Origin of the sequence: Pontibacterium granulatum (assembly GCF_029961155.1) — a bacterium.
Lineage (GTDB): Bacteria > Pseudomonadota > Gammaproteobacteria > Pseudomonadales > Balneatricaceae > Pontibacterium > Pontibacterium granulatum.
The window spans coordinates 1-26910 of sequence record NZ_JASBRH010000041.1 but is presented as its reverse complement, the minus strand read 5'-3'; the positions used below and the strand labels follow the sequence as shown (position 1 = coordinate 26910).

General features: G+C 52.2%; 27 protein-coding genes and 1 tRNA gene. 21 read left to right on the top strand and 7 right to left on the bottom strand.

Annotated features, from left to right (window positions below; all coding sequences use genetic code 11):
• Positions 1–13: 13 nt before the first annotated feature.
• The 14 genes from QKW35_RS20900 (at position 14) to QKW35_RS20835 (ending at position 12872) form a co-directional block, all read left to right on the top strand.
• Positions 14–89, top strand: a tRNA-Val gene (locus tag QKW35_RS20900).
• Between the two features lie 158 nt (positions 90–247).
• A complete protein-coding gene (locus QKW35_RS20895) occupies positions 248–1195 on the top strand; it encodes a sensor domain-containing diguanylate cyclase (protein WP_282356273.1) in 948 nt (315 codons plus the stop codon).
• 198 nt (positions 1196–1393) lie between these two features.
• Entirely contained in the window at positions 1394–2320 is a 927-nt protein-coding gene (locus tag QKW35_RS20890) for a 1-aminocyclopropane-1-carboxylate deaminase/D-cysteine desulfhydrase (RefSeq protein ID WP_282356271.1), read from the top strand.
• A gap of 44 nt (positions 2321–2364) precedes the next feature.
• A complete protein-coding gene (locus tag QKW35_RS20885; RefSeq protein ID WP_282356270.1) occupies positions 2365–3246 on the top strand; it encodes an NAD(+) kinase in 882 nt (293 codons plus the stop codon).
• Position 3247: 1 nt separating this feature from the next.
• Positions 3248–4222, top strand: coding sequence for a metallophosphoesterase (locus QKW35_RS20880; RefSeq protein ID WP_282356267.1), 975 nt, complete (start codon positions 3248–3250; stop codon positions 4220–4222).
• A gap of 54 nt (positions 4223–4276) precedes the next feature.
• Positions 4277–5137: a rhomboid family intramembrane serine protease gene (locus QKW35_RS20875; protein ID WP_282356265.1), complete on the top strand. Its 861-nt coding sequence runs from the start codon at positions 4277–4279 to the stop codon at positions 5135–5137.
• A gap of 71 nt (positions 5138–5208) precedes the next feature.
• Positions 5209–5478, top strand: a complete 270-nt coding sequence (locus QKW35_RS20870) for a YeaC family protein (protein WP_282356263.1) — start codon at positions 5209–5211, stop codon at positions 5476–5478.
• Between the two features lie 9 nt (positions 5479–5487).
• Positions 5488–6315: a DUF2797 domain-containing protein gene (locus QKW35_RS20865; protein WP_282356262.1), complete on the top strand. Its 828-nt coding sequence runs from the start codon at positions 5488–5490 to the stop codon at positions 6313–6315.
• Between the two features lie 16 nt (positions 6316–6331).
• Entirely contained in the window at positions 6332–8959 is a 2628-nt protein-coding gene (gene pepN / locus QKW35_RS20860) for an aminopeptidase N (RefSeq protein WP_282356261.1), read from the top strand.
• 86 nt (positions 8960–9045) lie between these two features.
• Positions 9046–9432, top strand: coding sequence for a hypothetical protein (locus QKW35_RS20855; protein WP_282356260.1), 387 nt, complete (start codon positions 9046–9048; stop codon positions 9430–9432).
• Between the two features lie 38 nt (positions 9433–9470).
• Entirely contained in the window at positions 9471–10301 is an 831-nt protein-coding gene (locus tag QKW35_RS20850) for an AlbA family DNA-binding domain-containing protein (protein WP_282356257.1), read from the top strand.
• Position 10302: 1 nt separating this feature from the next.
• Positions 10303–10905: an HAD family hydrolase gene (locus tag QKW35_RS20845; RefSeq protein ID WP_282356255.1), complete on the top strand. Its 603-nt coding sequence runs from the start codon at positions 10303–10305 to the stop codon at positions 10903–10905.
• A gap of 551 nt (positions 10906–11456) precedes the next feature.
• A complete protein-coding gene (locus QKW35_RS20840; protein WP_282356254.1) occupies positions 11457–12242 on the top strand; it encodes a TIGR01458 family HAD-type hydrolase in 786 nt (261 codons plus the stop codon).
• A 33-nt stretch (positions 12243–12275) separates the two neighbouring features.
• Positions 12276–12872: a DUF938 domain-containing protein gene (locus QKW35_RS20835; protein WP_282356253.1), complete on the top strand. Its 597-nt coding sequence runs from the start codon at positions 12276–12278 to the stop codon at positions 12870–12872.
• Between the two features lie 1081 nt (positions 12873–13953).
• On the opposite strand, the gene QKW35_RS20830 is transcribed toward QKW35_RS20835, so the two are convergent.
• Positions 13954–14466, bottom strand: coding sequence for a retropepsin-like aspartic protease family protein (locus QKW35_RS20830; protein ID WP_282356252.1), 513 nt, complete (start codon positions 14464–14466; stop codon positions 13954–13956).
• Between the two features lie 49 nt (positions 14467–14515).
• Positions 14516–15658 (bottom strand): response regulator, encoded by a 1143-nt coding sequence (locus QKW35_RS20825; RefSeq protein ID WP_282356250.1) that lies wholly within the window; start codon positions 15656–15658, stop codon positions 14516–14518.
• 269 nt (positions 15659–15927) lie between these two features.
• Between QKW35_RS20825 and QKW35_RS20820 the strand changes: the two genes are divergently transcribed.
• The gene (locus tag QKW35_RS20820; RefSeq protein WP_282356248.1) at positions 15928–16386 is read left to right on the top strand and encodes a YaiI/YqxD family protein; all 459 of its coding nucleotides are present in this window, start codon (positions 15928–15930) and stop codon (positions 16384–16386) included.
• A gap of 83 nt (positions 16387–16469) precedes the next feature.
• Positions 16470–16883: a YbaN family protein gene (locus tag QKW35_RS20815; protein WP_282356245.1), complete on the top strand. Its 414-nt coding sequence runs from the start codon at positions 16470–16472 to the stop codon at positions 16881–16883.
• Between the two features lie 74 nt (positions 16884–16957).
• Here QKW35_RS20815 and QKW35_RS20810 read toward each other — a convergent pair whose 3' ends face one another.
• From QKW35_RS20810 to QKW35_RS20800, 3 genes are all read right to left on the bottom strand, one after another.
• A complete protein-coding gene (locus tag QKW35_RS20810; protein ID WP_282356244.1) occupies positions 16958–17755 on the bottom strand; it encodes an MOSC domain-containing protein in 798 nt (265 codons plus the stop codon).
• A 17-nt stretch (positions 17756–17772) separates the two neighbouring features.
• Positions 17773–18006, bottom strand: a complete 234-nt coding sequence (locus QKW35_RS20805) for a Rho-binding antiterminator (RefSeq protein ID WP_282356242.1) — start codon at positions 18004–18006, stop codon at positions 17773–17775.
• 204 nt (positions 18007–18210) lie between these two features.
• Entirely contained in the window at positions 18211–19008 is a 798-nt protein-coding gene (locus tag QKW35_RS20800) for a glutathione S-transferase family protein (protein ID WP_282356240.1), read from the bottom strand.
• Positions 19009–19108: 100 nt separating this feature from the next.
• Between QKW35_RS20800 and QKW35_RS20795 the strand changes: the two genes are divergently transcribed.
• The 4 genes from QKW35_RS20795 (at position 19109) to QKW35_RS20780 (ending at position 22456) form a co-directional block, all read left to right on the top strand.
• A complete protein-coding gene (locus QKW35_RS20795) occupies positions 19109–20005 on the top strand; it encodes a LysR family transcriptional regulator (RefSeq protein ID WP_282356238.1) in 897 nt (298 codons plus the stop codon).
• Between the two features lie 24 nt (positions 20006–20029).
• Positions 20030–20248 (top strand): DUF3820 family protein, encoded by a 219-nt coding sequence (locus QKW35_RS20790; protein WP_282356237.1) that lies wholly within the window; start codon positions 20030–20032, stop codon positions 20246–20248.
• A 299-nt stretch (positions 20249–20547) separates the two neighbouring features.
• On the top strand, positions 20548–21540 hold the full coding sequence (gene ubiU, locus QKW35_RS20785) for a ubiquinone anaerobic biosynthesis protein UbiU (protein WP_282356234.1): 993 nt from the start codon (positions 20548–20550) through the stop codon (positions 21538–21540).
• A gap of 13 nt (positions 21541–21553) precedes the next feature.
• The gene (locus QKW35_RS20780; RefSeq protein WP_282356233.1) at positions 21554–22456 is read left to right on the top strand and encodes a U32 family peptidase; all 903 of its coding nucleotides are present in this window, start codon (positions 21554–21556) and stop codon (positions 22454–22456) included.
• 132 nt (positions 22457–22588) lie between these two features.
• Here the strand turns inward: QKW35_RS20780 and QKW35_RS20775 are convergent, their stop codons facing one another.
• On the bottom strand, positions 22589–23311 hold the full coding sequence (locus QKW35_RS20775) for a cytochrome b562 (protein WP_282356230.1): 723 nt from the start codon (positions 23309–23311) through the stop codon (positions 22589–22591).
• On the opposite strand from QKW35_RS20775, the gene QKW35_RS20770 reads away from it, so the two are divergent.
• Complete coding sequence (locus QKW35_RS20770; RefSeq protein WP_282356229.1) at positions 23305–23490, top strand: hypothetical protein; 186 nt, start codon at positions 23305–23307, stop codon at positions 23488–23490. The two genes, QKW35_RS20775 and QKW35_RS20770, sit on opposite strands and share 7 nt — an antisense overlap.
• Before the next feature lie 223 nt (positions 23491–23713).
• Here QKW35_RS20770 and QKW35_RS20765 read toward each other — a convergent pair whose 3' ends face one another.
• Positions 23714–26827, bottom strand: a complete 3114-nt coding sequence (locus tag QKW35_RS20765; protein WP_282356227.1) for an NACHT domain-containing protein — start codon at positions 26825–26827, stop codon at positions 23714–23716.
• Positions 26828–26910 lie beyond the last annotated feature (83 nt).

Below are 26910 nucleotides of genomic sequence, written 5' to 3'. Positions count from 1 at the left end.
GGCCAGCCTTAGTGGGCGTATAGCTCAGTTGGGAGAGCGTCTGCCTTACAAGCAGAATGTCGGCAGTTCGAGCCTGTCTACGCCCACCACTAACTCCTTCTTTTCCTTCTGTTTTATCTTCCTCTTTTTGTTGTAGCTTCAGTTTTCGCTGTTGTGATTTTCGGCTTTTCAAAGTAGTCTCACTGTTTCTCATCTGTAACTTTTTATACTCATTGTTGACACGCTCGCTCATGGGAAGAGGTTGCCTGTGTCTATTGGTTTCAAAAGCATGAACATGATTGATAGCCGGACTCTGATCGACTTGTGCCCAGATCCCATTATTGGGGTGGATGCGAAGGGTAAGATCAATCTGTTCAATAGCGCTGCAGAACGTTTGCTGGGATATGACTCGGCACAGGTTGTTGGAGCACTGCATATTGCTGAGATATACACCAGCTTTGAGCACGCGAAGGAAATAAAGCGGCTGATGGACAGTGATGAGTACGGAGAGCGTGGCTTTATCGAAGGTTACGAGACGGTGCTGAAGAGCAAGTGGGGGTGTGAAATCCCAATTCGCTTGTCAGCGTCGTTGCTGGATGAAGATCATGGCGGTGCCGGCAGTGTGGGTTTCTTTCATGACATGACCGACCGTAAACGTCTGGAAGAGAAGCTCAAGAAGCAGTCGATTACCGATGAGTTGACCGGGTTGTTCAATCAGCGCCACTTCTACGGTGTATTGTCGGTTGAGATGGATCGGGCTGAACGTTATCAGACGCCGCTGAGCCTGGTGTGTGTCGATCTGGATAATCTCAAGCAGGTCAACGACCAGTTGGGTCACCTTGAAGGGGATCGCATCCTGCGAGATGTCAGTCGGGCGTTGCAGGAATCCTGTCGCAGTGTGGACGTGTGCTTCCGCTATGGTGGTGATGAATTTATGGTGTTGCTGCCTCAGACCGACTGTATAGAGTCAGCGCAGCTGGCTGAACGTATTCGTCGTCGCTTTAATGAGATCTGCAGCTACAGTGTCGATTTGGGGAATAGTGTGATTCTGAATGCGTCCCTGAGTCTGGGAGTGACAGACACTCTGGGCGATGAAGATGTGGATCACTTTATTCAACGTGCCGATCTGGCGATGTATGAAGCTAAGAATGCCGGCGGAAATCGCACGATGATGATCAAGCGGCAGGTAGCGGATAAGGTAGAGGCAGAGATGTAACGCGAGGTTACATCTCGGTCGGATCGTCAAACACGTCATCGTCATCGTAATCTTCGACATACAAGTCCAGTAGCTCTTCGGTATAGTCTTCCATCACTGTTCTCCTCTCTGTTTAAGTTTGTGCCCGCAAAAATATGAGATTTTGATTACCGTTGTATGACGCTGGTCTGCTTTTTTGGCGTTCAATAAGGTTAGGTAATGTCGTTTATAGATCCCTCCCAATCCATTCGTCTTGATCCACTTCCTCTCCCTATCTGCAAACAGCATCAGGTTAGCCTCCACCTGCTGCGCCTCGATCTTATTCATCCGTTAGTGAGTGGTAACAAGTGGTTTAAGTTGCGTTATAACCTGCAGCAGGCCAAAGCACGCGGAGCATCGCAGGTAGTCAGCTTTGGCGGTGCTTTTTCTAATCACCTCCATGCGTTGGCCTGGGCCGGAAAACAGATGGGGGTCAAGACGGTTGGCGTTGTACGAGGGGAGCCGGAGTATGCGCAAAACCCCACGCTGAGCGAGGCTGCAAGCTGGGGGATGGTGCTTAAGTTCGTTAGCCGTTCCGAGTATCGCCAACGGGATGATGCCTTGTATCACAAAGCACTATTGGCATCTTATCCGGGGGCCGTCATAGTGCCCGAGGGTGGATCGAACGCACTGGCGGTAAAAGGTTTTGAGGATCTGTTCGCACACCCTTGCTGGCTGCAAGTCCCTAACCCGGATCTGTTGGTCTCCGCCTGTGGTACTGGTGGTACGCTGGCTGGGCTGATTGCGGCTAGGCCAGCATCAGTCGATGTATTGGGGATCCCGGTCCTGAAGGGGGCTGACTTTCTTTATGCGGATATTCAGCGCTTGCTAGAGGAATCCGGGGCTGGTCCTGTTGCGGGTTGGCAGCTGGATCTGGACGGACATGAGGGGGGGTATGCCAAACTGAGTGCGGATTTGGTTCAGTTCATGCGGGATTTCAGCGCAGGGACAAATATTGAGCTGGATCCTGTTTACACCGGTAAGATGATGTTTCGCTTACATAAATTGATCGCTCAGGGTACATTCAAGGCCGGAACTTCAATTGTTGCAGTTCATACCGGTGGACTGCAGGGGCGACGGGGCTTTCTTGCGCGTGGTCTTATATAATTGCCGCCAGTGAGCATCAATAACGGGACAGCATTGGAGAACAGATGGATTACTTTCGTAATATCGGGCTGATCGGACGTCTGGGTAGCAAGCAGGTGATCGATACGATGAAGCACCTGATCCGCTTTCTTGGCGAACGTGGCATTACCTGCGTTCTGGATCAGCGTATTGCCGAGGTAATGCCAGGTCATGGCCTGCAGGTCAGCAAGCAGAAGATGATGGGTGAAATCTGTGATCTGGTCATCGTCGTGGGTGGCGATGGCAGTTTGCTGGGGGCTGCACGTTCACTGGCGATGTCCCACATCCCCGTGTTGGGTGTGAACCGGGGTAACCTGGGCTTCCTGACCGATGTTGCGCCGTCAGAGATCGAAGAAAAGGTTACCGAGGTCCTGGAAGGTAAATACACCGTTGAAAGCCGCTTCCTGATCGATGTGACCGTTAAACGTGACGGAGTCCCGATCGGTGAGGCGACTGCGCTGAACGACTGCGTGCTGCACCCGGGTAAGGCGGCACGTATGATCCAGTTCGAGCTTTATATTGAAGGTCAGTTTGTTTACACCCAGCGTTCTGACGGCCTGATTGTATCCACACCAACCGGTTCGACTGCCTATGCGCTGTCTGGCGGTGGCCCGATCATGCATCCTAAGTTGGATGCTTTGGTCTTGGTGCCGATGTTCCCACATACACTGTCCAGTCGCCCGATTGTAGTCGATGGCAACAGCGAGCTGAAAATGGTGATCGGTGAGCAGAACGAAACCTATCCAACCATATCCTGTGACGGTCAGCACCATATCAACTGTGCGCCCGGTGATACCATCACCATCCACAAGAAGCCGCACAAGCTGAAGCTGATCCATCCATTGAATTACGACTTCTACAGCACCTGCCGCGAGAAACTCGGCTGGGGTACGAAGCTGGGAGACTGATGTGGCGGAGCGGTTACAAGGATACGATCTGATAGGTGATGTGCACGGTTGTGCGCTGAGCTTGCAGAAGCTGTTAGAGAAGCTCGGCTACAGCAAGCAGGGAGGCATCTACCGTCACGCTACCCGTAAAGTGATCTTTCTGGGTGACATTGTGGACCGTGGTCCCCGCATTCGTGAAGCGTTGCACATTGTGCGCGATATGGTGGATGCTGGAGAGGCCCGGATCGTGATGGGTAATCACGAATACAACTATCTTTGTTACCTCACGCCGGGGCGTCCGGGGTCCGGTATGCCATACCTGCGTGAGCACACGGCGCGACACCGTCGTATCCTCAACGAAACCCTGGAGCAGTTCGAGCATCATCCTCAGGAACAGGCCGAGTTCCTGCGTTGGATTCGTGAAATGCCACTGTTTCTCGAATTTGATGATTTCCGCGTGGTGCATGCCTGCTGGCACCAGCCATTGATTGATCGCTTTCTGGCGCAGTATCCCGATCGTGTCCTAACAGACGACTTCCTGCACCGCTCCTCTCATCAGGGCAGTATGGAGTGGACGCTGATGGATCGATTGTTGCGAGGTACCCACCTGCGCTTGCCGAACGATGAGGTGATGATCAGTAAAGATGGCTTCAAGCGCCGATTCTTCCGAACCAAATTCTGGTCTCAGAGTCCCCTGTACTATGCTGACGTAGTTTTTCAGCCCGACCCGCTGCCAGCGCACGTGGCACGGATGAAGCTGACCGAGCAGGATCGCGAAGATTTGTTGCACTATGATCTGGACCAGAAACCACTCTTTATTGGTCACTATTGGCGCGACGGCGAACCTGCCCCTATTACCAGTAATATCGCCTGCCTCGATTACAGTGCGGTTAAATTTGGTAAGTTGGTTGCCTATCGATACGACGGCGAGCAAGAGCTGCGTAAGGAAAAGTTTATTTGGGTCGATGTACTCAAAGAGATTTCCGAGCCTAACTGACGCCGAATAGGCCCGGTGTAGTGCAGCTCGGCGGCTCCCCAGGAAGAGGTCATCATGATCAAAGTACTTGAGGTATCGTTATCTGAAGACCTCACCGAGTTTGCTGAATTTCTCTGGCAGAACGAGATTCCCCATCGCATCCTTGAGCGTGATGGGGCCCAGCAGCTCTGGGTATCCCCGACCATAGACGGCGAAAAGATCCTTGCACTCTACACTATGTGGCAGCAGGGGACTGATCTGAACACGATCGAAGTGCGCCACACCCGGCCGCGACGTGCAGGCGGTAATGTGGGTTTGAATCGTGTCTGGCTCACCCTGTTCCTGATTCTTGCGAGTTTGGGAATCACGCTTTTGATTGGCATGGGTGACAACTTCGAATACTTCCGTCTGTTTACCGTGACTGACCTGGTGCAGAAGGGAGATCAGTACTACACCACCTCTCTAGCCACGACCCTCTCAAACTTTGAACTCTGGCGCCTGATCAGTCCGATCTTTGTGCACTTCAGCCCGGTCCATATCCTCTTCAATCTGCTGTGGGTGTGGATTGTAGGCAGTCGGGTTGAGGTACTGCAGGGGCGCATCGCGCTGCTGGGATTGGTACTGTTTTCAGGTGTGCTTTCTAACCTGGCCCAGTTCTACGTCAGTGGTCCGCTCTTTGGCGGGATGTCCGGGGTCGTGTTTGCGTTGCTGGGTTACTCCTGGTTCTGGGATCGCCGCAATCCGCGCCAGGCCTTTGGACTGCCGCCGGCATTGATGGGGCTGATGGTTGGCTGGCTGGCTCTCGGTTATACCGGCGTTCTGGAAAGTATGGGCTTTGGAGCCATTGCCAACACCGCGCACTTGGTAGGCCTGTTGGCCGGTTTGGCATTTGTGCCGTTGGGGGAGCTGCTTACCGGCGCGCGCCGTTCACGCTGACTTGAGCTTTGATAAGTGCCTGCGCAACGGATGTGGTAAACTGCGCCCATTGGCAACAGGAGAATCATAAGATGACCTATGAAGAGCTGATTGCAGCGATGACCCCGGAAATGCACGCTTCTCTGAGGCAGGCGGTGGAACTGGGCAAATGGCCGGACGGCCGACGTCTGAGCGATGAGCAGCGCGATATCTGTATGCGCGCCGTTATTGCCTACGATATGGAAAAACTGCCACCTGAAGCGCGCGTGGGCTTCATCGATCGCACGAAGCAGGACGGCTCCCAGCACGGTGAAGACCCGCTGGCCCCCCAAACACTGAAAATCCTCACTGACGCGGACTAATCCCTCTATATGCAAGAGCTGGCACGTGGCATTTTGCAAAAAATGCGCACCGAACTGGCCGACACTGTGCAGTACCGCTTACCGTTGGGTGACGAAGAGATCCCGATGAATGAGCTGATCGGCAAACCGATCCTGCTGCAGTACCTGGGTGCAATCAACTGCATCCATTGCGGTCGAAAAACTAATAAGAGCTTTAACCAGGGATACTGCTTTCCCTGTTTCAAAAAACTCCCGCAATGCGACCGCTGTATGGTCAGCCCGGAGACCTGTCATTTCCACGAAGGTACCTGTCGTGATCCGGCGTGGGGCGAACGTACCTGTTTTGCCGAGCATTACGTGTATCTGGCGAACTCCTCCGGGGTAAAAGTGGGCATTACCCGCGGCACCCAGGTGCCGACCCGTTGGCTGGATCAGGGCGCGATTCAGGCGCTGCCGATCCTGCGTGTGGAAACCCGACAACAGTCCGGCTTTGTCGAGCGTCTGATCGGCGAGCACGTGGCGGATAAGACCAATTGGCGAGCGATGCTCAAAGGTCAGGTGGATGAGCTGGACCTGAAAGCGGAGCGTGATCGTTTATTTGAACTCTGCGCCGATGGCTTGTCACAACTTGAGCAGGAGCACGGTTTGCAGGCAATTCAGCGCCTGCCCGATGCCGAGCAGATTGAGATCAACTACCCGGTTTTGAACTATCCTCAGAAGGTGTCGACTTTCAACTTCGACAAGACCCCTGAGGTGAGCGGCGTGCTGCAGGGTATCAAAGGGCAGTACCTGATTCTCGACAGCGGTGTGATCAATATTCGCAAATTTACAGCCTATCAGGTGGCCCTTAGCGCCTGATTACGGAAGTTAGACGATGTCCCAGGAACCGAACGTAATTTATCTGAAAGACTATCAGGCCCCGGCGTACCTGATAGAGAGTACAGAACTCCACTTCGAACTCTTCGAGCAGGATACGTTGGTGCGTACCCGCATGCAGGTCAAAGTGCACCCGGATTTCGGCCCGGGTGTTCCGCTTGAGCTGTTTGGCCACGAAGAGCTGGAGCTGTGCCGTATCGCCATCAACGACCAGGTACTGTCCGATGCGGACTACCAGCGCGACGGCGAGAAGCTGATTATCAATAAAGTGCCAGCGGCGTTTCAGTTGGAAACCGTGACCAAGATTCAGCCGCAGGACAACACCGCGCTGGAAGGTCTCTACAAATCCGACGGCATGTTCTGCACCCAGTGTGAAGCGGAAGGTTTCCGTCGTATCACCTTCTACCCGGATCGCCCGGACGTAATGTCCGTGTTCCGCACTACCATTGAGGCGGACAAGGCTCAGTATCCGGTACTGCTCTCCAACGGTAACCCGGTAGAGCAGGGCGAAAGCGAAGACGGTCGGCACTGGATCACCTGGGAAGATCCATTCCCGAAACCTTCGTACCTGTTTGCGCTGGTCGCCGGTGACCTGGAGTTCATCGAAGACAGCTACACCACCATGTCTGACCGTGAAGTGAAGCTGCTGATCTACGGTGAGAAGAAGGACCTGGATAAACTTGAGTACGCTATGACCTCCCTGAAAAACGCAATGCGTTGGGATGAGGAAGTGTACGGGCGCGAGTACGATCTGGATATCTACATGATCGTGGCGGTCGACTTCTTCAACATGGGGGCCATGGAGAACAAAGGTCTTAACATCTTCAACACCTCCTGCGTCCTGGCGCACCCGAAGACCACCACCGACGCCGCGTTTCAGCGGGTTGAAGGCGTAGTCGCACACGAATACTTCCATAACTGGTCTGGTAACCGTGTCACCTGCCGTGATTGGTTCCAGTTGAGCCTGAAAGAAGGCTTTACCGTATTCCGCGATGCCGAGTTCTCTGCAGACATGAACTCCCGCACCGTAAAACGTGTGGAAGATGTGTCCCTGCTGCGTACCGCGCAGTTTGCGGAAGACGCCGGTCCGATGGCACATCCGATTCGCCCGGCATCGTTTATCGAGATCTCTAACTTCTACACCCTGACCATTTACGAGAAAGGTGCAGAAGTGGTGCGCATGATCCATACCCTGCTGGGACCGGAGCAGTTCCGCGCAGGCAGCGATCTCTACTTCGAACGCCACGACGGTCAGGCGGTCACCACCGATGACTTCGTGCAGGCGATGGAAGATGCATCCGGCCGCGATCTGAGCCAGTTCCGTCTCTGGTACAGCCAGGCGGGCACACCGGAGCTGAAGATCACCGACGAGTACGATCCACAGGCGCACCGTTATGTGCTGCATGTGGCTCAGAGCTGCCCGGCAACACCAGGTCAGGAAACCAAGGAACCGATGCACATTCCATTGGCGATGGGATTGCTGGATCCAGAAGGCAACGACATGGTGCTGGCGAACGGTGACACTACGCTAGTGCTGGATGTGACCGAAGCGGAACAGAGCTTCACCTTCGAAAACATTCAGGCGCGTCCGGTACCGTCTTTGCTGCGTGGTTTCTCTGCGCCAGTGAAATCGCATTATCCGTATCAGCGTGATGAACTGGTGTTCCTGATGGCGAACGACAGCGACGGCTTCTCCCGTTGGGATGCAGCGCAGAAACTGGCGGTCGACATCATGCAGGCGCTGGTTCACGACTACCAGAACGACGTCGTCCTGAAGTTGGATAGCCGCCTGATCGATGCCTACCGTGCGGTGCTGGAAAACAGTGCACTGGATAAGGCGATGGTAGCTAAGGTGCTGAGCCTGCCAACCGAGGCTTACCTCAGCGAACTGGCGACGGTGATCGACGTTGAAGCGATCCACTACGTACGTAACTTCGTGCGCAAAGAGCTGGCGCAGGCGCTGGAAGACGTGCTGCTGTCCGTATACGAAGCCAACAACACCGCGGGTGAATATTCACCTGACGCGGCGTCTATTGCCCGTCGTAGCCTGAAGAACCTTTGCCTGTCGTACCTGGTGGCTACCGGCGAAGCGCGTTATGTCGCACTGGCGGAGGAGCAATACGCCGAGGCAGACAACATGACCGATCAGTCGGCTGCACTTGCTGTCGTTGCACACTCACGCTTCAAACAGGCGGCGCACAAGTTACTGGAGCGCTTCTACGATCAGTGGCAGGATGAAGCGTTGGTGGTAAACCAGTGGTTTGCAATTCAGGCAACCAACCCGGAACCGGGTACGCTGGCCGATGTCGAAGCCCTGATGCAACATCCTGCGTTCGATATGAAAAATCCGAATAAACTCAGGTCGTTACTGGGTGGATTCTGCGGGCAGAATGCGATTAACTTCCATGTAGCGGATGGCAGTGGTTACCGCTTCCTGGGTGATCGTATTATTGAACTGAACAAACAGAATCCGCAGGTGGCATCACGTATGCTGACACCGCTGACGCGTTGGAAAAAATATGATGAAGCGCGTCAACAGCTAATGAAAGCTCAGCTTCAACGTATCCTGGATAGCGGCGAGCTATCCAAAGATGTGTATGAGGTGGTGAGCAAAAGTCTCGCGTAACTGATAGCGGACTTTCGTCGGGGGGACGCCTTTCCCCGGCTTGGTTATACTCAAACAACAACATAAAACATTCGCAAGGATGGACAATGGAACACTATCTTTCGGCGGCAGATAAATACGAAATTCAGCAGAACTTTCGTCGTTATATTCGTTTAAAAGAGCGCTTTGATGCCGCTCGTGGTGCATACGTAACCTCACGCTCCAGCAAGGTTTGGGTTGCTGGTGTTATTGCCCTGCTGTTTGCACTGGCATCCAACTTTTTTCTGGGTGTTGCGACAGGTCTGTTCGGAGTTTACTTCTACACAATGGTTCGTAGCTGGTTGCAGATTAACGAAACGGAAGAGGGCGTAGAAGAGCTGGACCGTTGGTTTGCAGGCAAGAAACTGAAGTTTGAAGGCAGTGTCCTGTACTTCAGCGCTGATGAAATGCTGGAAAACCCTCTCGATCCGTTCGACGAAGGTTGCTACCAGTAATATACTGCTGGTAGGGCCTGTCTTTCCGGAGGCTCTGCATGCATCGGAAAAATAAACCCGGCATTCAGAAAGAGTTCCGGGGGCTCAGTCAACGTACCCGCTCTCTCCTTCGCGTGTCAGAGGGGATGAACGTTGATTTCAAACGCGAGGTCAGCGGCATCAAAAGTCGCGACCTCGTTGCATTCGCCAATACGCCACTCGGCGGTACCATATTGGTTGGTATTGACGAATACACCGACTCTGAAGGCGTTCAGCGCGGTCGTGTGGTTGGTTGCGATGTGGACGACAATGCCCGTCTGGTAATCGTCAACAAAGCTACCGACTGCTTCCCTACGGTGGAGTTAGCGATCTTTGTTGAAAATGTCGCGAAAACGCCGATCCTGCGTATCGAAATACCACCGGGTCACTACAAACCCTATTGCACCCAGCGTGGTGAGTACTGTATCCGCTCTGACGCCCGTGTGCGTGCATTGTTTCCCGATGAGTTGCTGGCAATCTTTATGGACCGTGAAGGGGAACAGTTTATCTCCCGTTTCCAAGATGCGGTTCATCAGCTGGAGCAGCAGGTTGGCTCTATACGACACAGCCTGAGTACCGGTATGCTGGAGGTCAGTGGTCACATACATGATCTGGATGAGCAGTTCCGGCGTACCACCAGTCGAATTGGTCAGTTGACTGACAGTAACAAGAAGCGCTCCCGTGATCTGCTGCAAACGCTCAAAGAAAGTCGCGACAGCCTGATGACACTGGAGCAGCAGATCATGTCAGGGACTGCCAATGGAAACCGAATCGACATGCTCGAGGAGATTCATGCGAACCTTGGCATGTTGGTTGATAACCTGGATATAGAATCCAACGGAGACAGTTGAGTTGATCCCACTGCAACACCGTCGGGCCTGGATCTTTGATCTGGATGGCACACTCACCCAGCCTGTTCATAACTTCCTGCATATTCGCCAGGAACTGGGTATAGACCCCGCTGATGACATTCTCGCGACCATCGCCGCGCAACCTGAACATAAGCGACAGGATATGACAGAGCGCCTTGATAAGCTTGAGCACTACTATGCCGCACAGGCGAAACCGGCACCCGGTGTGCTGATATTGCTGGAGCACTTGGCTGACTTGGGGTGTGAGATGGGTATCCTGACACGGAACACCCGGGCGATTGCTATTGAGTCGCTTGCTGCGATTGGTGCAAAGGACTTCTTTAAGGATGAGCTGGTGCTCGGACGTGATGAAGCGCATCCTAAGCCGGATGCACAGGGTATCGCTTTGTTGCTGAACCATTGGCAGCGTCAGCCGGAAGAGGCTGTTATGGTTGGAGACTTTCGCTACGATCTTGAGTCAGGGCGTGCAGCGGGTACCTATACAGTGCATGTTGATGACAGCGATCGCCACTGGCCTGATCTTACCGACCTGCGGGTTCCTACTCTGCATGAGCTTGCTCATCATTTGAAAAACGTTTCCTGAGAGTCATTAAAATTTCACCGGCCTGGCGGGAAATCCCCGGAAAGCGAACTAAACTGAAATTCCGCCCTCAAAAAAACGACCCGACAGCAATGCCTGATCATAGAGGCCGAGTGAGTGATGAGACGGTAGGTTAGGTGCTGGGCAGAGAGATTTGTACTAAGTGATCGCTTGATTAATAAATATTCATCTGTAAATCAATTGCTTAGAAAAAAGTTGGAAAAAATAGAAAAAACGCACACTTTTTTTGGAACTAATTGGGCATCAGGCGTACTAACAAAACAGTGAATTTGATTCCATTTTGCCCGGCACCCCCTTCAGTCGGGTAAATTGTGCGGACCGACTTGTCCGCACTGTGTTCTAAACCGTCGATTTGGCCCGCCTTGTGCGGGCATTTTTCTTTCTGAATCCTGCCTAAACTAAGAAAGGCGCAACTAAGTACCGTTGCTGTTCTGCAAATCCTAAAGTTTGTAGATGCGAGGTGCAGTTTGCAGTTAATGGCCTAAGTCCTTAACACCCTTCATGAACAGTCCTATAAAAAGAGGGCATGCCTTATGCTGAAGGCTTTGCTAATCGATCTGGACGGTGTGATCTATCAGGCGGCACAACCCGTCCCTGGTGCCATTCAAGCGTTGGAGTGGCTGGATAGCCAGAGCATTCCATACCTCTTTGTCACCAACACCACATCACGTCCCCGTGATGCCATTGTGGCGCGTCTGGCTGAGATGGGTATTCAGGTAAAAGCCCGCCAAATTCTTACGCCGGTAATCGCTTTGGCGAACTGGATACACCAGCAAGACGCGGAACCGTTGGCGCTGTTTATACCCGGTGATACCCGCAAGGATTTGCATGAATTTAGGCAGGTACCGGAAGATGCTGAGTCGGGTGCGGGTACGGTTGTTGTCGGTGATCTGGCGCAAGGCTGGAGTTTTGAGGTATTGAATCGGGCTTTCCGTCTCCTGCTGTCTAATCCTGAATGTCAGCTGGTAGCCCTTGGGATGACACGATACTGGCGCACAGAGTCAGGACTTCAGCTGGATGTCGGGCCGTTTGTGAAAGCGCTGGAGTACGCGTCAGACCGTCCCGCACAGGTATTTGGTAAACCTGCAGAGGCATTTTTTTGCCAAGCGTTGGATATCTTGGATGTTCGGGCGGAAGAAACGCTGATGATCGGTGATGACATTCGAGGTGATGTGGGAGGCGCACAGACATCTGGCCTCAAAGGAGCATTGGTGAAGACCGGGAAATTCCAGAAAAGTGACCTTGGCGGTGATATAGTGCCTGACGTTGTGCTGGAGTCATTCGCGTCGCTGCCCGAATACTGGATGGCTCAACATTAAACCTTGGCCCAAACGTGAAAAGGGAGCTGTCTGTTGCTGAATTATTCCGAAGCATGTGAACGCAACAAGGAGTTCATACTGCAGCTGCTACAGCGTTATATGCATGATCGCGGTCTGGTGCTGGAGGTCGGCAGTGGATCTGGGCAGCATGCGATTCATTTTGCCAATACTCTCACCCACCTTAAATGGCAGCCCAGCGACCTGCACTTTAATCTGCCTGCACTGGCTGAAAATCTGGCTCAGTATGCACCGGCGAATGTACTCGCTCCGTTGGAACTGGATGTGATTGCAGATACCTGGCGGCTGCCGGTTCAACCTGACGCAGCGTTTACCGCAAACACCCTGCATATTATGGATCAAGCCTGCGTGGAAGCATTTATTCGTGGAATAGGAGAGGTGTTACCCGTAGGTGGTTGTCTCTGTATATATGGCCCGTTTCGTTATGAGGGGCGTTATACCAGTGAGAGTAATGCGCGTTTCGATCAATGGCTTAAACAGCGCGATTCGCGCAGTGGTATTCGGGATTTTGAACAGATTGTAGGCTGGGCCGAAGAGGTTGGTTTGGTTTGCGAGCAAGATCACGATATGCCCGCAAATAACCAATTCCAGGTGTGGCGTAAAGTAGCTTAAAGTGCTGACCCGAAGCGAAGCCCGAGACGCCGGGAGCCAAGTTTCAGAAGCCTGGCCGATTGGTATCAGATAAAAGAGATCGTCCCTGATACCCTAGCAACGTTTAGCAATTCCTCACCGATTTCCATGTCCGACGACGTTGATGCATGAACCACAGGCACAATAGCGCCGACAACAAACCAAGTTCTACGGACGACGACTATCTGTCTGACTACCTAGGTCTTCGCACAGACGACTACTCAACTGTCTGACAGCGCAGCGAAGGACCACAGACGACTACATACTGTCCGACTGCTTAGGAAGCTGGTTTCTGGCGCTAACTGCTGCGCCTGACTACTTAGGTTCTGCATCACAGACAATGGATTTCCGGGGGAGCGCTTTGTCCCTCCCAGTTTCCCCATCAACGTTGTGAAACCACACGACCACATCCTGACTGCTTACCGACTACAAACTTCCAGTAACAGGAGACTTCAGAATCGTGGTGGTTAGATCCGGGTTCCCGAATGACATCATCCGACTGCATGACTGGATACAAACGACTACGGAACCAGGTGGTATTCTGTATTAGATTTTTTGCTTAAAAAACATACATTAGTAAGCTGTCTAAATCTGAAACTTATCATACAGAAATGCTGTAAAAAAACTACACCCAAACCTTCAGTCTTAATCTTTTGTTTGAAAATAAATATAAAGTTTTGATCTTGCTCAATCCGGAATTTGCGACATATATATCATTTAGGCTCTATATGTTGAGGATGTGTTGAATTTGTAGTGAAAATTGACTGTATTTTGTCAGGATGAATAGCCCCCTGTAATAAAATGCAGGTGCTGACAATTACGCTATATGAATGCTTTGAGGATGATTTGTTTTAAAACCATCGTTTAATCATGTTTTCGTACTTTATCTTATCAGATTGGGGTTTCGGTTAGCTGTGACGTGGTTTGGGTTAGAAAAATGAGACGGTTGTGAACGAGATACGCTTTGCACTGCAAAATGACGCGAAGCGGATCATTATTGCCAGTGCTTGATGAAGAGGGCCATGGGGGAAGGTGTTGGAGACCGTGTCGCTTCGGCAGACATTCAGAGCCTCAGGCGCAGGGTGTCACCTTTCTGAATCATCTCCAGATGCTGCATAAAGCTCATGCCCAGCAGCACCGTCTCACCTTCCATGTAGGGGTTAATATGCGCCCGCATATCGTTGAGGGTGATACTGCCAAGCGACACGCTATCAAGACGCACGTTGTACACAGTGATAGAGCCGTTCGCGGTACTGACCTGACTGCTGCCTCGGGGATTAAGATGCATGCGGTCGGCTACGGTTTTAGGGATGCTGATGGAGGTTGCCCCAGTATCCAGCATAAAAACAACCGGTGTATTGTTGATCAGACCAGGGGCGACATAGTGACCGTAAGCGTTGCGTTTGAGAACCACCTCACCGGCAGGTCCGTTCTGGGTAGCCAGGTGCTGGTTAGGGTTGTTTCTTTTATCTAACACGCCCCCGAAATAGACGGTCATGCCGGCCAGCAGCGCCAGCCAGAATCCATAAGTCAGCAGGCGTGCCATAAAGCGTCGGCTTGAATCTGAATCTTGCATAAAAACAGTTATCCGCAACACCCGGGATTACAAAAAGTGTAGATAATCCCTATCCACTGGTCAGGTTGTAGTTAATTTTGTACATCAGCAGATCTTTATCGATCGGTTTAATCATTACTTCGTTGATGCCCATTTTAACCGCATCCATCACCGTATCCTTATCACCCTTCTTCGCGAGCGCCATAATCTTAGTGTTCTGAAGTTTTGGATGGTTCTGAATTTGTGAAATAACGTGCAGTGCACTCATATCTGGCAGCGTCAGGTCAATCAGAATAATGCGGGGCTGACACTGTTCCACCATCTGCAGTGCGTGGGCTGCGCTGGAGGCTACGTTCGGTGTAAACCCGCTTTCTTCCAGGTTAGTCGCAATCTGCATCAGGTCCTTCTCTTCATCCTCAATCACCATGATGCTGACGGCCGAAGGTTGAGACTGCTTGATCTCATGCTGAATACTGGATTTGTGGCTTTCGCTCGATGCTACGAGATCATCCAGTAAGGCTCCCACCTCATCTTTCGCCTGCTGCTTTTCGGACTCCAGCTTTGGCATCAGGCTCTGACTGGCGTGCTCGTCGATGATGGCATTGACCGAAGTGGCGCAGATGTTTGGATTGTTCGGTTGCTCTTTCAGTATTCGCTCTTTGATCGCTTCCATAGAGAAAGAGACCGTTGTCATCAGACGTTCCAGTGACTCCTGATTGAGGTTCATGAGTTCTCGACCTGAGCTGGCAACCTTATCGAAATAGCTGCAAACCTCCTCCATAGATATCGACTTGGTTTTTTTTAGAGAGCCGTTGGAAAGTAGGCGACGCATGGTTCGCAGGCGCAATAGAATGTGATGCGGATCGTACAACGGCTTACAGATAAAGTAGTCGTTGAAGATATCCTTATTGCAGATATTGAAGGCGTTCTTTACTTCCTCTTTGTTGCATAAGACAACCGTTGCCGCAATCTTATCTTCAATTGAACGGTCGTGGCGGATCATGTGCAGGAAACAGACCTCGGCTTCCTGTACACTGCCGAAGCCAAACAGAACGACATCAATCGCCTTGGTGTTTATGGCATCTACTGCCTGTTCTGGACCGGACACCACGTAAAAAGAGCTGAAATGGCGCTTGATAAGGCGAATAATGGTTTCAAGAGGTGCCTTGTCATTGGTGATAAGCAGTACAGAGAATTTGTTCGAACGACTCATGGCTTCCATCTCCGGTCTTGATCGTTCCGGTCGTGCGTCAGATTTTGGTGAAGGTCCAAATAATTAGGTTAAGCACTCTAGCACAGAGAGCTTAACCCGTACGGTCGCTTACTGCATCAAAATGAGTGCCAGTAACTGCTTTTTGTATCAATAATCTTGTTAAGTTATTGAATAAGTAGTCTAAAAATATTCAATGATTGTTTGTTCAGTAAAAATAGCTTATCACTACATTTTTGCAATGCGGAGACAGGACTCCGTCGGATATTTATATGCAGATTTGGGTAGATGCGGATGCTTGTCCGCGCGTTATCAAAGATATTCTTTTTCGTGCCGCTGAACGCACCGGCACTAAACTCACCCTGGTGGCAAACCAGTACATGCCAACGCCGCCGTCACCACTGATTACCGCCATTCAGGTGCCACCGGGTTTTGATGTGGCCGATAACACCATTGTGCAAAAACTGGAAAAGGGTGATCTGGTGATCACTGCAGATATTCCATTGGCGGCCGAAGTGATTGAGAAGGGCGGTTTGGCGCTGAACCCGCGCGGCGAGATGTACACTAAAGAGAATATCCGTCAGCGTTTGTCCATGCGTGACTTTATGGACACCCTGCGCAGCTCCGGCATCGAGACTGGCGGACCACCGGCGCTGAACCAGCAGGACCGTCAGCTGTTTGCCAACAAGCTGGACCAGTTTCTGGTGAAGCACAAACGCAAGCAGGGATGAAGTAAGGTCACGTGACCTGGGCCCCGAGCTACGCTAGGCTTAAAATCTCTGGGCAGGTGAATAGAGCTAAAGAGAGTAAAACGATGAAACAGGCGCACAAGCATATGGGGAGAGTGATCTATCTGATGATAGGTCTGGTCTGCCTGTTGGCCGGTTTTATCGGTATTTTCTTGCCGCTCTTACCCACCACGCCATTTGTACTGCTGGCGGCCTACTGCTTCTCACGTAGTTCCGAAACGCTGCACCAGAAGCTGCTTAACCATAAACTGTTTGGTCCGATCATCGACGAGTGGGAACAACATGGCGTGATCCCGCTGAAGGTGAAGTGCTTCTCCAGCACCATGATGCTGGTGATGGTGAGTTACCCTCTGATATTCCGTGAATTTGATTTGTGGCTGAAGATGCTGGCCGCAGCCGTGGTGATTGTCGCGCTGGTGTATGTGTGGAGCCGGCCATCGGTGCCCGCCACAGAGGTTGCGACGGTTAAGTCCAAGTAGTTCCTACCAAACACAGATTAAAATATAAACGGGCCACGTCAGGCCCGTTTTTTAATCGCTATACTGAGCGTGGATCAGATCAGCTCGACTTTGTCACCCAACTGAATGATCCCTTCGTTGCGCGGAATGATGTTCTGACCAAATTCCACTTCACCCTTGTCATTGCGGCGGTAAGTGGCCAGCGTTTTCAGAGGCTCGCTCTTGGCGAAGCGTTCCAGTGTGTCTGGATTGTAGGTGGTCATCACGCAACGGGTGCACGGTTTCACCACGTCAAAGACCACATCACCAATCTTGATTGAGCTCCAACCGTCTTCCGCGAACGGATCACAGCCGTCTACCACGATGTTCGGGCGGAACTGGCGCATATCAAACTGGATACCCGCACGTTCGCTCAGGTCAGTCAGGGAGGCTTCAGAGATCAGCAGCAGCGGATAACCATCGGCAAAGGCCACCGGTTTGTCCGGGAAGCGAGGGGTGCCACGCTCGGACTGGTCGCCGAAGTAGAGCAGCTGACATTCGATATCCAGCTTGTTGCTGAACCACTCATCAAACTGCATACCGCACAACTGGGCGTTGATCTCGGTGCCCCATACGTTCACCTGACGGTAGTTCTGAAACAGTTCCGGGATATGCACAGTAATACTGTCGCCATCCGGTGCCACGATATGGAGGCCATCCGGCAGCAGCGCAGTGCGAAAGTGCAGCAGCTGCGGGTATTTTCGAGCCGAGATAAAATCGCCGTTCAGATCCGACAGGATAAAGCGGCGGTCGAAACTCAGGCCGCTCAGGTCTACATAGCTGCGGTCCAGTGTGATTCCTGCGGTGGATTTAAGCGGGTAAACATGAATCGATGAAAGGCTGACGTCTGACACAATGCGTTCTCTTCAGATTAGTAGGGCAACGAGCTGGTGATCATATCAAGGCGTATCCGAAACTTCTCCCCCGCCTGGTTTTCCGCAATCAAGTGTTCCTCTTTATTGCCGTAATCCAAGTCGAGAAAACGCAGCTTTTCAGTACGGGATTGGTCATCGTCCTGCCAGGTAACCTCGTGGATCGCTTTGCGCATACAGGCCAGCTCGTAACCATCGTGCACTTCGCAGTTGATGTGTTTGTAGTTTTGCATTGCTGTACTCCCGGTGGGCATTGGTCACGCAAGGTTGAGACCTGTGTATACCCGAAAGGGTTCCAGAATGACACATCGTAAGAGGGTATGGCAGGGCAGTGTTAGGAGGGTGTTGGGCTAACGCATATGAAGCACCTTGACCTGCGAGTGACTTGGAAGGGGCACTGGTCGAGGATAAGGCGAAGCCCAACATAGTGGAGCTGGTTAGCTTGCCGCTGCTTGTAAGTGTTTGCTTACAATCGTCCAGGCGTCGCGGCCACGGGCGTTGAGATCCGCCAGCAGCTCCGCGTCAAAGTCTGCACTGACCGCCTGCTGATAGGATTCGCGCGCGGTAACACGCGCCAGCCAGTCCAGCACTGCCGGGAAACCTTCCAGCATCTGCAGCCAGTCAAACTGGATCACCGTCTGGAAGTAGGGGGCGGTTGCACAATCACTGATACCGAAGGCGTCGCCACTCAACCAAGACTGGTTTTTCAGAGTTGCTTCCATCTGCACAATGGTGTCGTGGTACACCTTCACTGCACCGGCCACATCCGGCGCTTCCAGTCCTTGGGCCAGCAAGCGGCGTTGGCGTTCACGGCGTGGCGCTTCCGGAATCTGGTCGATCAGTTTCTGCTGTTCCTCTTCGCTTTTCGCCAGGAGACCCGGACGCATAACCAGCGGCCACTGCAGCGCGCCGCAGGATGGGTGCAGCTTGTTATCGATATGCTTAAGCCATACCCGCATCTTGGCAACCTGAAGTGGGTCAGACGGGCGTAATGGTGTCTGCGGAAAGGCATCTTCCAGGTACTCACAGATGACGGAGGATTCGATCACTGGCTGCTCGTTATGCACCAGTGTTGGCACCACATCCAGCGGATTCAGTGCCAGATACCAGCTTTGCAGGTTCTCTTTGTTGGCCAGATCTACCGGGCGGGCGGTCCAGGACAGATTCTTTTCGGCCAGCACGATACGGACCTTCTGGGCACAGGGCGACATGATATTGGTGTACAGCGTGATCATTTACAGACCTCCTTTGGAAATGGGTTGTAAGCACTGATTTCAGTCTATGTCTGTAAAAATGCAGTGGGAATGGCTATAACTGCAGTATCGAAATGCAAAAATGCAGACCATGAACTGGAATGACCTGAAATACCTGCTGGCGCTGAGTCGTTTGGGTACCCTGAGTGCGGTGGCCAAAGAGACCGATGTCGATATGACCACCGTATCCAGGCGCCTGAAAGCGCTGGAACTGGCGCTGGGCGCCCAGCTGTTCGAGCGTGTGGATAACCGTTACCTGCCCACCGAAGCGTTGCAGCGGGTGATGGACCGCGCCGAGCAGGTGGAGCGGGATATTGGGCGTTTCAGGAACGAACTGTCAGGGCAGGATGAAGATCTGAGCGGGCGGGTCACCATCACCTCGGTGCATACGTTTGTGAATGGCTACCTGCTGCAGCGCTTGCCGTCGTTCTATGAACGTTACCCGGAGATCCAGCTGGATATTGTTGCAGACAGCAGTCAATTGGACCTGGGACGCCATGAAGCGGATATCGCCTTGCGCATGGGGCGGCCCGAGCAGGCCAGTATTGTTACCCGTAAGGTGATCGATCTGCACTATGCGGTATACGCCCACCGATCCTGGCAGGGCAGTGGCATACGCGTGGGCGAGATGCCCTGGATTCTGTTTAAGGAACGTTATCAAAACCTGCCCGAAGCCCTCTGGCAGCAGGAACACTACCCGGACGTAAAAGCGCGCTTGCTCTGTAACGTGGGTATGGCGATGATGACCGCGGTAAAAAGTGGCCTCGGCGCAGCCTGCTTGCCCTGTTATATGGTGGGGGACGATCCCGACATGATGCCCCTTACCGATCCCGTCGAGCTGCGGGCCATGTGGTTGTTAATACACCCTGAAAAGCGTAATCTGGCGCGCATTCGGGCTTTTATCGATTGGTTGGAACAGCAACTTGAGCAAGACCAGTGGCTGTTCCAGGGCAGTGCCCCAACCCCGAACGAACCGTAATTTACCCACAGCGCAGAGTACCCCATGGATCTAAACCCGCAGATGCTGAAAAAGATGGCCACCATGAAAATGCCGTTCGGCAAGTATCAGGGCCGTGTGCTAATGGACCTGCCGGAACCGTACCTGCTCTGGTTCGCCCGCGAAGGCTTTCCAAAAGGGGAGTTGGGGGAGTTGCTTGGATTGTTGCTGGAGATTCGTATTAACGGTCTCGAATCCTTGCTGCAGCCTCTACGTGAGCGTTGATATTTATCGAGCCTCCGTATTCGTAGGTTAGCCATCGCAACGCGATGCCTAACACGTTGGGCACCGCTCCGCGGTGGCCAACCTACATGATTCTTTCCGGCGTATTTGTAGCCGCTGTCTTTTTGCTACCATTCCCCCCTGTAGGGCAGCGTTCACGCTGCCGGCAGCTTAAAAGCTGCCCTACAAAAAGCTTCTACCTCCACAACACACCCATTCCCCCACCTTGATAGCCATCAAGTATTTCTGCTGACCACGCCGTTAAGCTGCCTCCCGGTTACACACATATTCTGGAGGTAGTGATGGAGCTGGTCTGTCCGGCAGGCAGTTTTCCTGCATTAAAGGCAGCGGTGGATAACGGCGCTGATGCGGTCTATTTCGGGTTTCGGGATGCCACTAACGCCCGCCACTTTACCGGTCTGAACTTCGACCGGCGCAAGGCCGAGAAGGGGATCCAATACGCCCGTAGCCGCGGCGTTAAGGTGCTCTGTGCGATAAACACTTACCCCCAACCACAAGGCTGGCAGACCTGGCAGCAGGCGGTGGATATGGCGGCCTATCTGGAGGTCAACGCCCTGATTGGTGCCGATATGGGCGTGCTGGGTTACGCCGCCGAGCGCCACCCAAACCTCAATCTACACCTGTCCGTACAAGGCTCAGCTACCAACTACGAAGCGCTCCACTATTACAAGCAACAGTTCAACATCAAGCGGGCGGTACTGCCGCGCGTACTGTCGCTGGCACAGGTTGCGCACCTGGCGCGGCACAGTCCGGTTGAGCTGGAGGTCTTTGCGTTCGGCAGCCTCTGCATCATGGTGGAAGGGCGCTGTTACCTCTCCTCCTACCTGACCGACGAATCCCCCAATACCTGTGGTGCCTGCTCACCGGCAAAAGCCGTGCGTTGGGAGGAAACACCGCGTGGGCTGGAATCCCGTCTCAACGATGTGCTGATCGATCGTTATGGTGAAGGGGAGAAGGCCGGGTATCCCACTCTTTGCAAGGGTCGCTTTGATGTGGAAGGCAACGTCTATCACGCGATGGAAGAGCCAACCAGCCTCAACACCCTCGACCTGATCCCAGAGCTGGAATCGATCGGTATCAACGCCGTGAAGATCGAAGGGCGGCAACGCAGTCCGGCCTATGTGGCGCAGGTGGTGAGTATCTGGCGACAGGCGTTGGATCAGGCCAAGTCCAGTGCGCCGTTTGCGGTGAAACCTGAGTGGAATCAGGGCCTGACTGACCTGTCCGAAGGTTCAACCACCACCATCGGTGCCTACCACCGTAGCTGGCAGTAAAAGGAGCGAAACCATGGATAACCAAATGCAATTGACCCTGGGGCCGCTGCTCTACTTCTGGCCGAAACAGGACGTATATAACTTCTACGCCGAGATGGCAGAAACACCGGTAGACACCATCTACCTGGGCGAGACCGTCTGCTCCAAGCGTCGCCAACTGAAAACCGATGACTGGCTTGGGCTGGCGCGAGAGCTGAAGCAGTGCGGTAAACAGATCGTACTCTCGGGACTTGCCCTGCTGGAAGCGGAATCCGAGCTGAAAGCACTGCGCCGTATCTGCAGCAACGGTGAGTTTCTGGTGGAGGCCAACGATATGGCCGCCGTCCAACTGCTCAGTCAGCAGGATCTGCCCTTTGTCACCGGACCCTCAATCAATATCTACAACCTGCCGGTACTGAAACAGCTTTACCGCAGTGGTATGCGCCGCTGGGTAATGCCGGTGGAGCTGGGCGCAGATACCCTCGCAACCCTGCTGCATCAGGTGGATGAAGACGGCTCCATGCCAGATCTGGAAACCGAAGTTTTCGCCTATGGTTGTCTTCCGCTGGCCTATGCGGCCCGCTGCTTTACCGCGCGTTACCGCAACGTGCCCAAGGACAACTGCGAGTTCTGTTGTATTGAATATCCGGATGGCATCACCCTGCGCTCGCAGGAGGGCAAAGCCCTGTTCACCATGAACGGTATCCAGACCCTGTCGGCCGAGCACTACAACCTGGAGCATGAACTGGCGCGTATGGCACAGATCGGTGTGAATAAAGTACGTATCAGTCCACAAAGGGAAGGGCTGGTGGAGGAGATCGAACGCTTTGCTGCACGTATCAACGGAGAGGTCACACCGGACACCATCCATATGATCAGCCAGGGGCAGTGCAATGGCTACTGGTATGGCGAGCCGGGGATTCAGTGGGTGGAATAGGACGCATGGTACAACGTAAGTGGCCGGATGTCCTGATCTCGCAAAAACGGCGATAGAAAACACGAGGCTACGCACGTCGTGTATGTTGCCTCTAATGGATAAAAAGGCCCCTAACTAACTTTGCCCGGTTTTTTACTTCAAAAGGTTGAGTATCAGATCCCACGTACTTGGCTTGGCCTTTTTGTGGTATTCCTTACGCAGCAGATCAACGCCCCTGATCTTTTGCTGAAGACCTGCCAGGTTATCGGCAGTGGCCAGTGGAATATCAGCGACGACACGCTCTACTTTCGTTAAGCCTTCCAGTGAAACGGCTTTTCGCTCCGGCGAAAATTCATAGGCTTGTGCGCTGTTGAGGAGCGTCTTGAACGCGTCAATATGCTGATTAAACCCCTCAGCTGACTGGCTTACCAGCGCCTCCTTGTAATGCAATCGCATCTGTTTCATCGTCTGCTTCAAGCTCGGGCTTTCATTCGCGTTGGCAAAGCCAGCCGTGGCTAACAGCAGGGTGAGTAGTAAGGAGCCAAGCAATGGTTTGGTCGCTGAGTGTTTCATATACAGAACAGGCCTAAATTTTTGGTGAACATTATCGCTATTAGCCAAACCAGATGGAATATGGGCCATTGCAATAAGGTCAGCATGATCGACTACATTAGCCTGTAAGACAACACCTATCGGTGATGAAACCGCTTTACCGCCCGCTACCGCAATGTATTCAAAGACAACTGCGCGTTCTGCTGCATCGAATACCCGGATGGAATAATCCAGCGCTATCAGGAGGGCAAAGCGCTGTTCGCCATCAACGGTACCTGTCTCTCGAGCACTATAGCCTGGATCATGAACTGGAACGTATGGCACAGGTCGGCGTGAACAAGGTGCGTATCAGTCCACAAAGGGAAGGGCTGGCGGAGGTGATCGAGCGTTTTGCTGCACGGATCAAAGGGGATACCACACCGGATACCATTCGAATGATCAGCCAGGGGCAGTGTAATGGGTACTGGTATGGTGAACCGGGGATTCAGTGGGTGGAGCAATAATTTTGAATGAATTGAAGAGAATTTGAGTTATCGTAAACAGGATGAAACGAACACCACGAGGAGAGTTCTAGGGGATCCGGAACAATAAGTGATCTCCTAGAGCCCTCTCTATTGTGCTTTTGATAAAAATCTTCATGAAAAGATCAACAAACAATTCTAAGCATAGTTATTCTTGTGTGCTTACATCTGTAAGTGGATCTAAATGATAAATCTAGCTCAGTTGTTAATCCTCTAGCTCCAATATCCGGAGTATGTTTTTCCCTAATTTGTTCCTGTGATTGATCGTGGCTTTGTCTTTCATCCATTCAGCTAGAATCTTTTGACCGGGCTCTCCCAAGGCTTTTAAAAGGCGGAACATTGTAGGGCGTCTACGGTATGAAAAAAGAAGCTTCTCGTCGAGAAGCAATTCCTTCAACTTCTCCAGCAGCTGCTCATCGCTCCAAGGCTGGCCACGATACCAAGCGAGAACCAGAACCGCGATTGAATCATGTGCAGTCAAATCATCCTGTGTTTCAAGATCGAACAGTTCCTCACAATCTCCCCAATTCGTAAAGTTGATTGAATCTCTAGGAAGCAATGACTGTACACCAAAAGCCCAACTTGCAAGTCTTCGTAGCTCAGGATTTCTTGCATTTTTCCAATGTCGGAATAGCATTAACATCTTGTCTTTGTCCGGCGGGTCGCATGGAAGGCCAGAAATTCCAGTCCAAACCATTGCAAATGCCATGCATAAGGCTAGCGGCTCGTCATCCTCCCCTAATAACTCAGCGATTCGATCTCTGAGGGGACGACAGCGTTCTTGCAGGGTTGGGAAATCTTCTCTTTCCTTAATGTTTGCCTGGAACGCCAACTGAACGATGGCCATTGCTGCGTTGCCCTGCTGAACGCGATCTCCGGAGGCAAGTGCATTATCTAGTTGATCAATAGTGTCCGCTGACAAGTGTGCACGATGATCCTCGAAAAACTGGTCCACTGCCAGATCCATGATTGCTATCTGATAGTTCTCCCAATAGGCTGCTTCGTTAAAGAAAGCATCTTCTGCAACTTTCTTAAAAACATCTCCGAATTTTCCTCTCCTGATTTGCATAGTGTTAGATGCATCGTCTTCTTCAGAGGCGTACCGAGCCAATTGCCGGAGTGCATCGCGTAGCGTTGACTCCCTTACAAGAATTTCATCAAGCACGCACTGTCGGAGCAGCGCTACATGTGGCTCCATAACGTCTTCATGAGTCGAATAACCACGTTCGAATACTCTCGCTGCGCATATATCTGTGAGTCGTCGGATCAGAGGCTCAGACTTACGGTTCGCTAGAACTGCAGCAAGAGGGACGACTTCTCGCCATAATTCATCTTCGAAGTGTGGTGCAAGTAGATCACTTAGTTCTGCTGCGTCATCCCGGCCAGGATATTGCTCTTCCACTAGACCGCGGGCGGCGAGGTATTCTTGAAATGTGAGATGCCGAAACTCATATACTTCCTCAAGTATGCCGTCCGTCTCTTCGTAGCCAGTTTGCATAAGGAGGCTGCTGCGATACTCCACACGTTCTATAAACTCGCTGGGCTTGACTTCTGCGTATGCGAGCTCGGCGTCTAGTTCCTTTTGGGCTTGCTGAAGAAGCTTTAGCAATTGTCGCTTTCCAATTCGCTGTTTGCCTTGTCGCATCATAGCTACTGCTATGTAAGATAATCGGGCAAGAGTTTCCTCTTCATTTAGTGGAGCGAAACCCTCTACGTTCCATGTACGGATGAGGACGCTGATTGCCGCGGCGTATAGCTTGACGCGTTTGGTTGGAAGTTCGCCGACGTTGCGTTTGACTACGAGCAGCGTGGTGAGCATGAGAGGGTTTTCGGTAAGGGCACGAATTCGTTCATTACTCCAGATTGTGGCTGCGAGTTTTACTGCCTCGTCGCGGTTTTCCCTCGTGTCTGGTAAGACTTCGGCGTGCCAACATTTACACAGTGTATGAACGTCGTCTTCGTCAAAAGGGGCCATCGTTGTAGATACGCAAACGCTGGCAATAACGCCTGCTACCTGACGAAATCCGGCTTCACGTGAAGTAACAACGAGGGAGGTATGAGGATACATCCCAAGGAAGATACGGAGGTTATTGGCGAATGTTGTCCTAGCTGCAGCGTCAGAAAATTCATCGAGCCCATCGACAAGGAGCAGGGCCCGACCTGAATTCAAAGCGTCATCGACTAGTTCGCGAAACGCAGTGGCATGGTTGTCGTCCATCTCGGCATGTCGACCCAGGTCACAAAGTAATTCACGGATCGGTTCCCCTGTCCTTTCACGAAGATCACGGCAGCGTAGAAGAAGCGGGAACCAATCGCGCTTAGGAAGGCCATCTTCGGATCGTGAACGTCGATTGGGATCGGCGTAGGCTACGGCTAACCGCTTAAGTAATGTGCTTTTCCCACCACCGGGTTTGGCTAGTATCGAGAATCGGTTTTGCTTCGTAATAAATTCACCCACGGGGTGAATCTTGGCATTGGGATCTTGTTTGGATTCATCGTTCTCCTGCTGGTCGCTTTGAACTTGGAGCTTTAGTGGGACAAATAGATTCTCTAGAGTCATTTGCTTTGAAGCAATTGTTCCTTCCGCAGGTAGACCATCAAGCTGGATATAACCACAGACCTTGTCGAGCCAGTCTCTGTAACGTTTCATTGTCTCGGAGTTCAGGGCTTTACGATCTGGGGACGTGGGTGGAGGCGCGAGGTAGGTTAGTCTATTCAATGATCCTCGGCATTTACGATCGGCCTCAATTACTTCCGCTGCAGCTGTTTCTGAAAGTGGATTTCCATCGGCATGAACCAGCGCGAAGTGTGTTATATCCTTTCCTTGCTCATAATACAGTGCCCAGATGTAGCCAAGAGAGTGACCAAGAAGTTCGAAAGAGCTTAAATGTGCTTGGGAATCTAACTTGGAGTGTTCAGCACAACGACCAGCGCGTTCAACGGCTTTTTCTTGCGTGATGAGTATGTTGGAACTGGTTAGTTCAGCAATGATATCTTTGGCATCAACCGGGATGATGCGATCTTGCTCGCTGCTTTCCTGTTCCTGCTGAAGCGCTGATTCCGTAAAACCTCCGAGTGATACGAAGTAGCCCGCAACGGGTTGACCTTTTCCGCGCTCCCGGCTCACAGCGCCAAAGAACTTGTTCATATCTGCTCCGCCCATGGGTTTTACGTGAGCTTTGCATTCGGCGACTACTAATCTAGGTTCGTGACGGTGTTTTCCTTCGATGTCGATCTCTCGTCCTGTTTTATGTACATCAAAATGCAGGTCATCGTAACCTAGTGCATAAAAGAGATCGGAGACGAGTGTAGTGGTCAACTAATTCCGGACAGTAAATTAAGCTGTTCTTCGGCTCGCGCAGGAGCCAATCCCTTGTTGTGCTGATGAGGCCTTTGGTGATT

What these genes read in the sequence shown, in the direction of transcription:
- QKW35_RS20825 (WP_282356250.1), bottom strand. Translation starts at nt 15,658, where the DNA reads ATGAGTCGTTCGAACAAATTCTCTGTACTGCTTATCACCAATGACAAG.
- QKW35_RS20850 (WP_282356257.1), top strand. Translation starts at nt 9,471, where the DNA reads ATGCATCGGAAAAATAAACCCGGCATTCAGAAAGAGTTCCGGGGGCTC.
- QKW35_RS20830 (WP_282356252.1), bottom strand. Translation starts at nt 14,466, where the DNA reads ATGCAAGATTCAGATTCAAGCCGACGCTTTATGGCACGCCTGCTGACT.
- QKW35_RS20855 (WP_282356260.1), top strand. Translation starts at nt 9,046, where the DNA reads ATGGAACACTATCTTTCGGCGGCAGATAAATACGAAATTCAGCAGAAC.
- QKW35_RS20815 (WP_282356245.1), top strand. Translation starts at nt 16,470, where the DNA reads ATGAAACAGGCGCACAAGCATATGGGGAGAGTGATCTATCTGATGATA.
- QKW35_RS20820 (WP_282356248.1), top strand. Translation starts at nt 15,928, where the DNA reads ATGCAGATTTGGGTAGATGCGGATGCTTGTCCGCGCGTTATCAAAGAT.
- pepN (WP_282356261.1), top strand. Translation starts at nt 6,332, where the DNA reads ATGTCCCAGGAACCGAACGTAATTTATCTGAAAGACTATCAGGCCCCG.
- QKW35_RS20795 (WP_282356238.1), top strand. Translation starts at nt 19,109, where the DNA reads ATGCAGACCATGAACTGGAATGACCTGAAATACCTGCTGGCGCTGAGT.
- QKW35_RS20790 (WP_282356237.1), top strand. Translation starts at nt 20,030, where the DNA reads ATGGATCTAAACCCGCAGATGCTGAAAAAGATGGCCACCATGAAAATG.
- ubiU (WP_282356234.1), top strand. Translation starts at nt 20,548, where the DNA reads ATGGAGCTGGTCTGTCCGGCAGGCAGTTTTCCTGCATTAAAGGCAGCG.
- QKW35_RS20890 (WP_282356271.1), top strand. Translation starts at nt 1,394, where the DNA reads ATGTCGTTTATAGATCCCTCCCAATCCATTCGTCTTGATCCACTTCCT.
- QKW35_RS20870 (WP_282356263.1), top strand. Translation starts at nt 5,209, where the DNA reads ATGACCTATGAAGAGCTGATTGCAGCGATGACCCCGGAAATGCACGCT.
- QKW35_RS20875 (WP_282356265.1), top strand. Translation starts at nt 4,277, where the DNA reads ATGATCAAAGTACTTGAGGTATCGTTATCTGAAGACCTCACCGAGTTT.
- QKW35_RS20800 (WP_282356240.1), bottom strand. Translation starts at nt 19,008, where the DNA reads ATGATCACGCTGTACACCAATATCATGTCGCCCTGTGCCCAGAAGGTC.
- QKW35_RS20805 (WP_282356242.1), bottom strand. Translation starts at nt 18,006, where the DNA reads ATGCAAAACTACAAACACATCAACTGCGAAGTGCACGATGGTTACGAG.
- QKW35_RS20865 (WP_282356262.1), top strand. Translation starts at nt 5,488, where the DNA reads ATGCAAGAGCTGGCACGTGGCATTTTGCAAAAAATGCGCACCGAACTG.
- QKW35_RS20770 (WP_282356229.1), top strand. Translation starts at nt 23,305, where the DNA reads ATGGCACAGGTCGGCGTGAACAAGGTGCGTATCAGTCCACAAAGGGAA.
- QKW35_RS20885 (WP_282356270.1), top strand. Translation starts at nt 2,365, where the DNA reads ATGGATTACTTTCGTAATATCGGGCTGATCGGACGTCTGGGTAGCAAG.
- QKW35_RS20840 (WP_282356254.1), top strand. Translation starts at nt 11,457, where the DNA reads ATGCTGAAGGCTTTGCTAATCGATCTGGACGGTGTGATCTATCAGGCG.
- QKW35_RS20780 (WP_282356233.1), top strand. Translation starts at nt 21,554, where the DNA reads ATGGATAACCAAATGCAATTGACCCTGGGGCCGCTGCTCTACTTCTGG.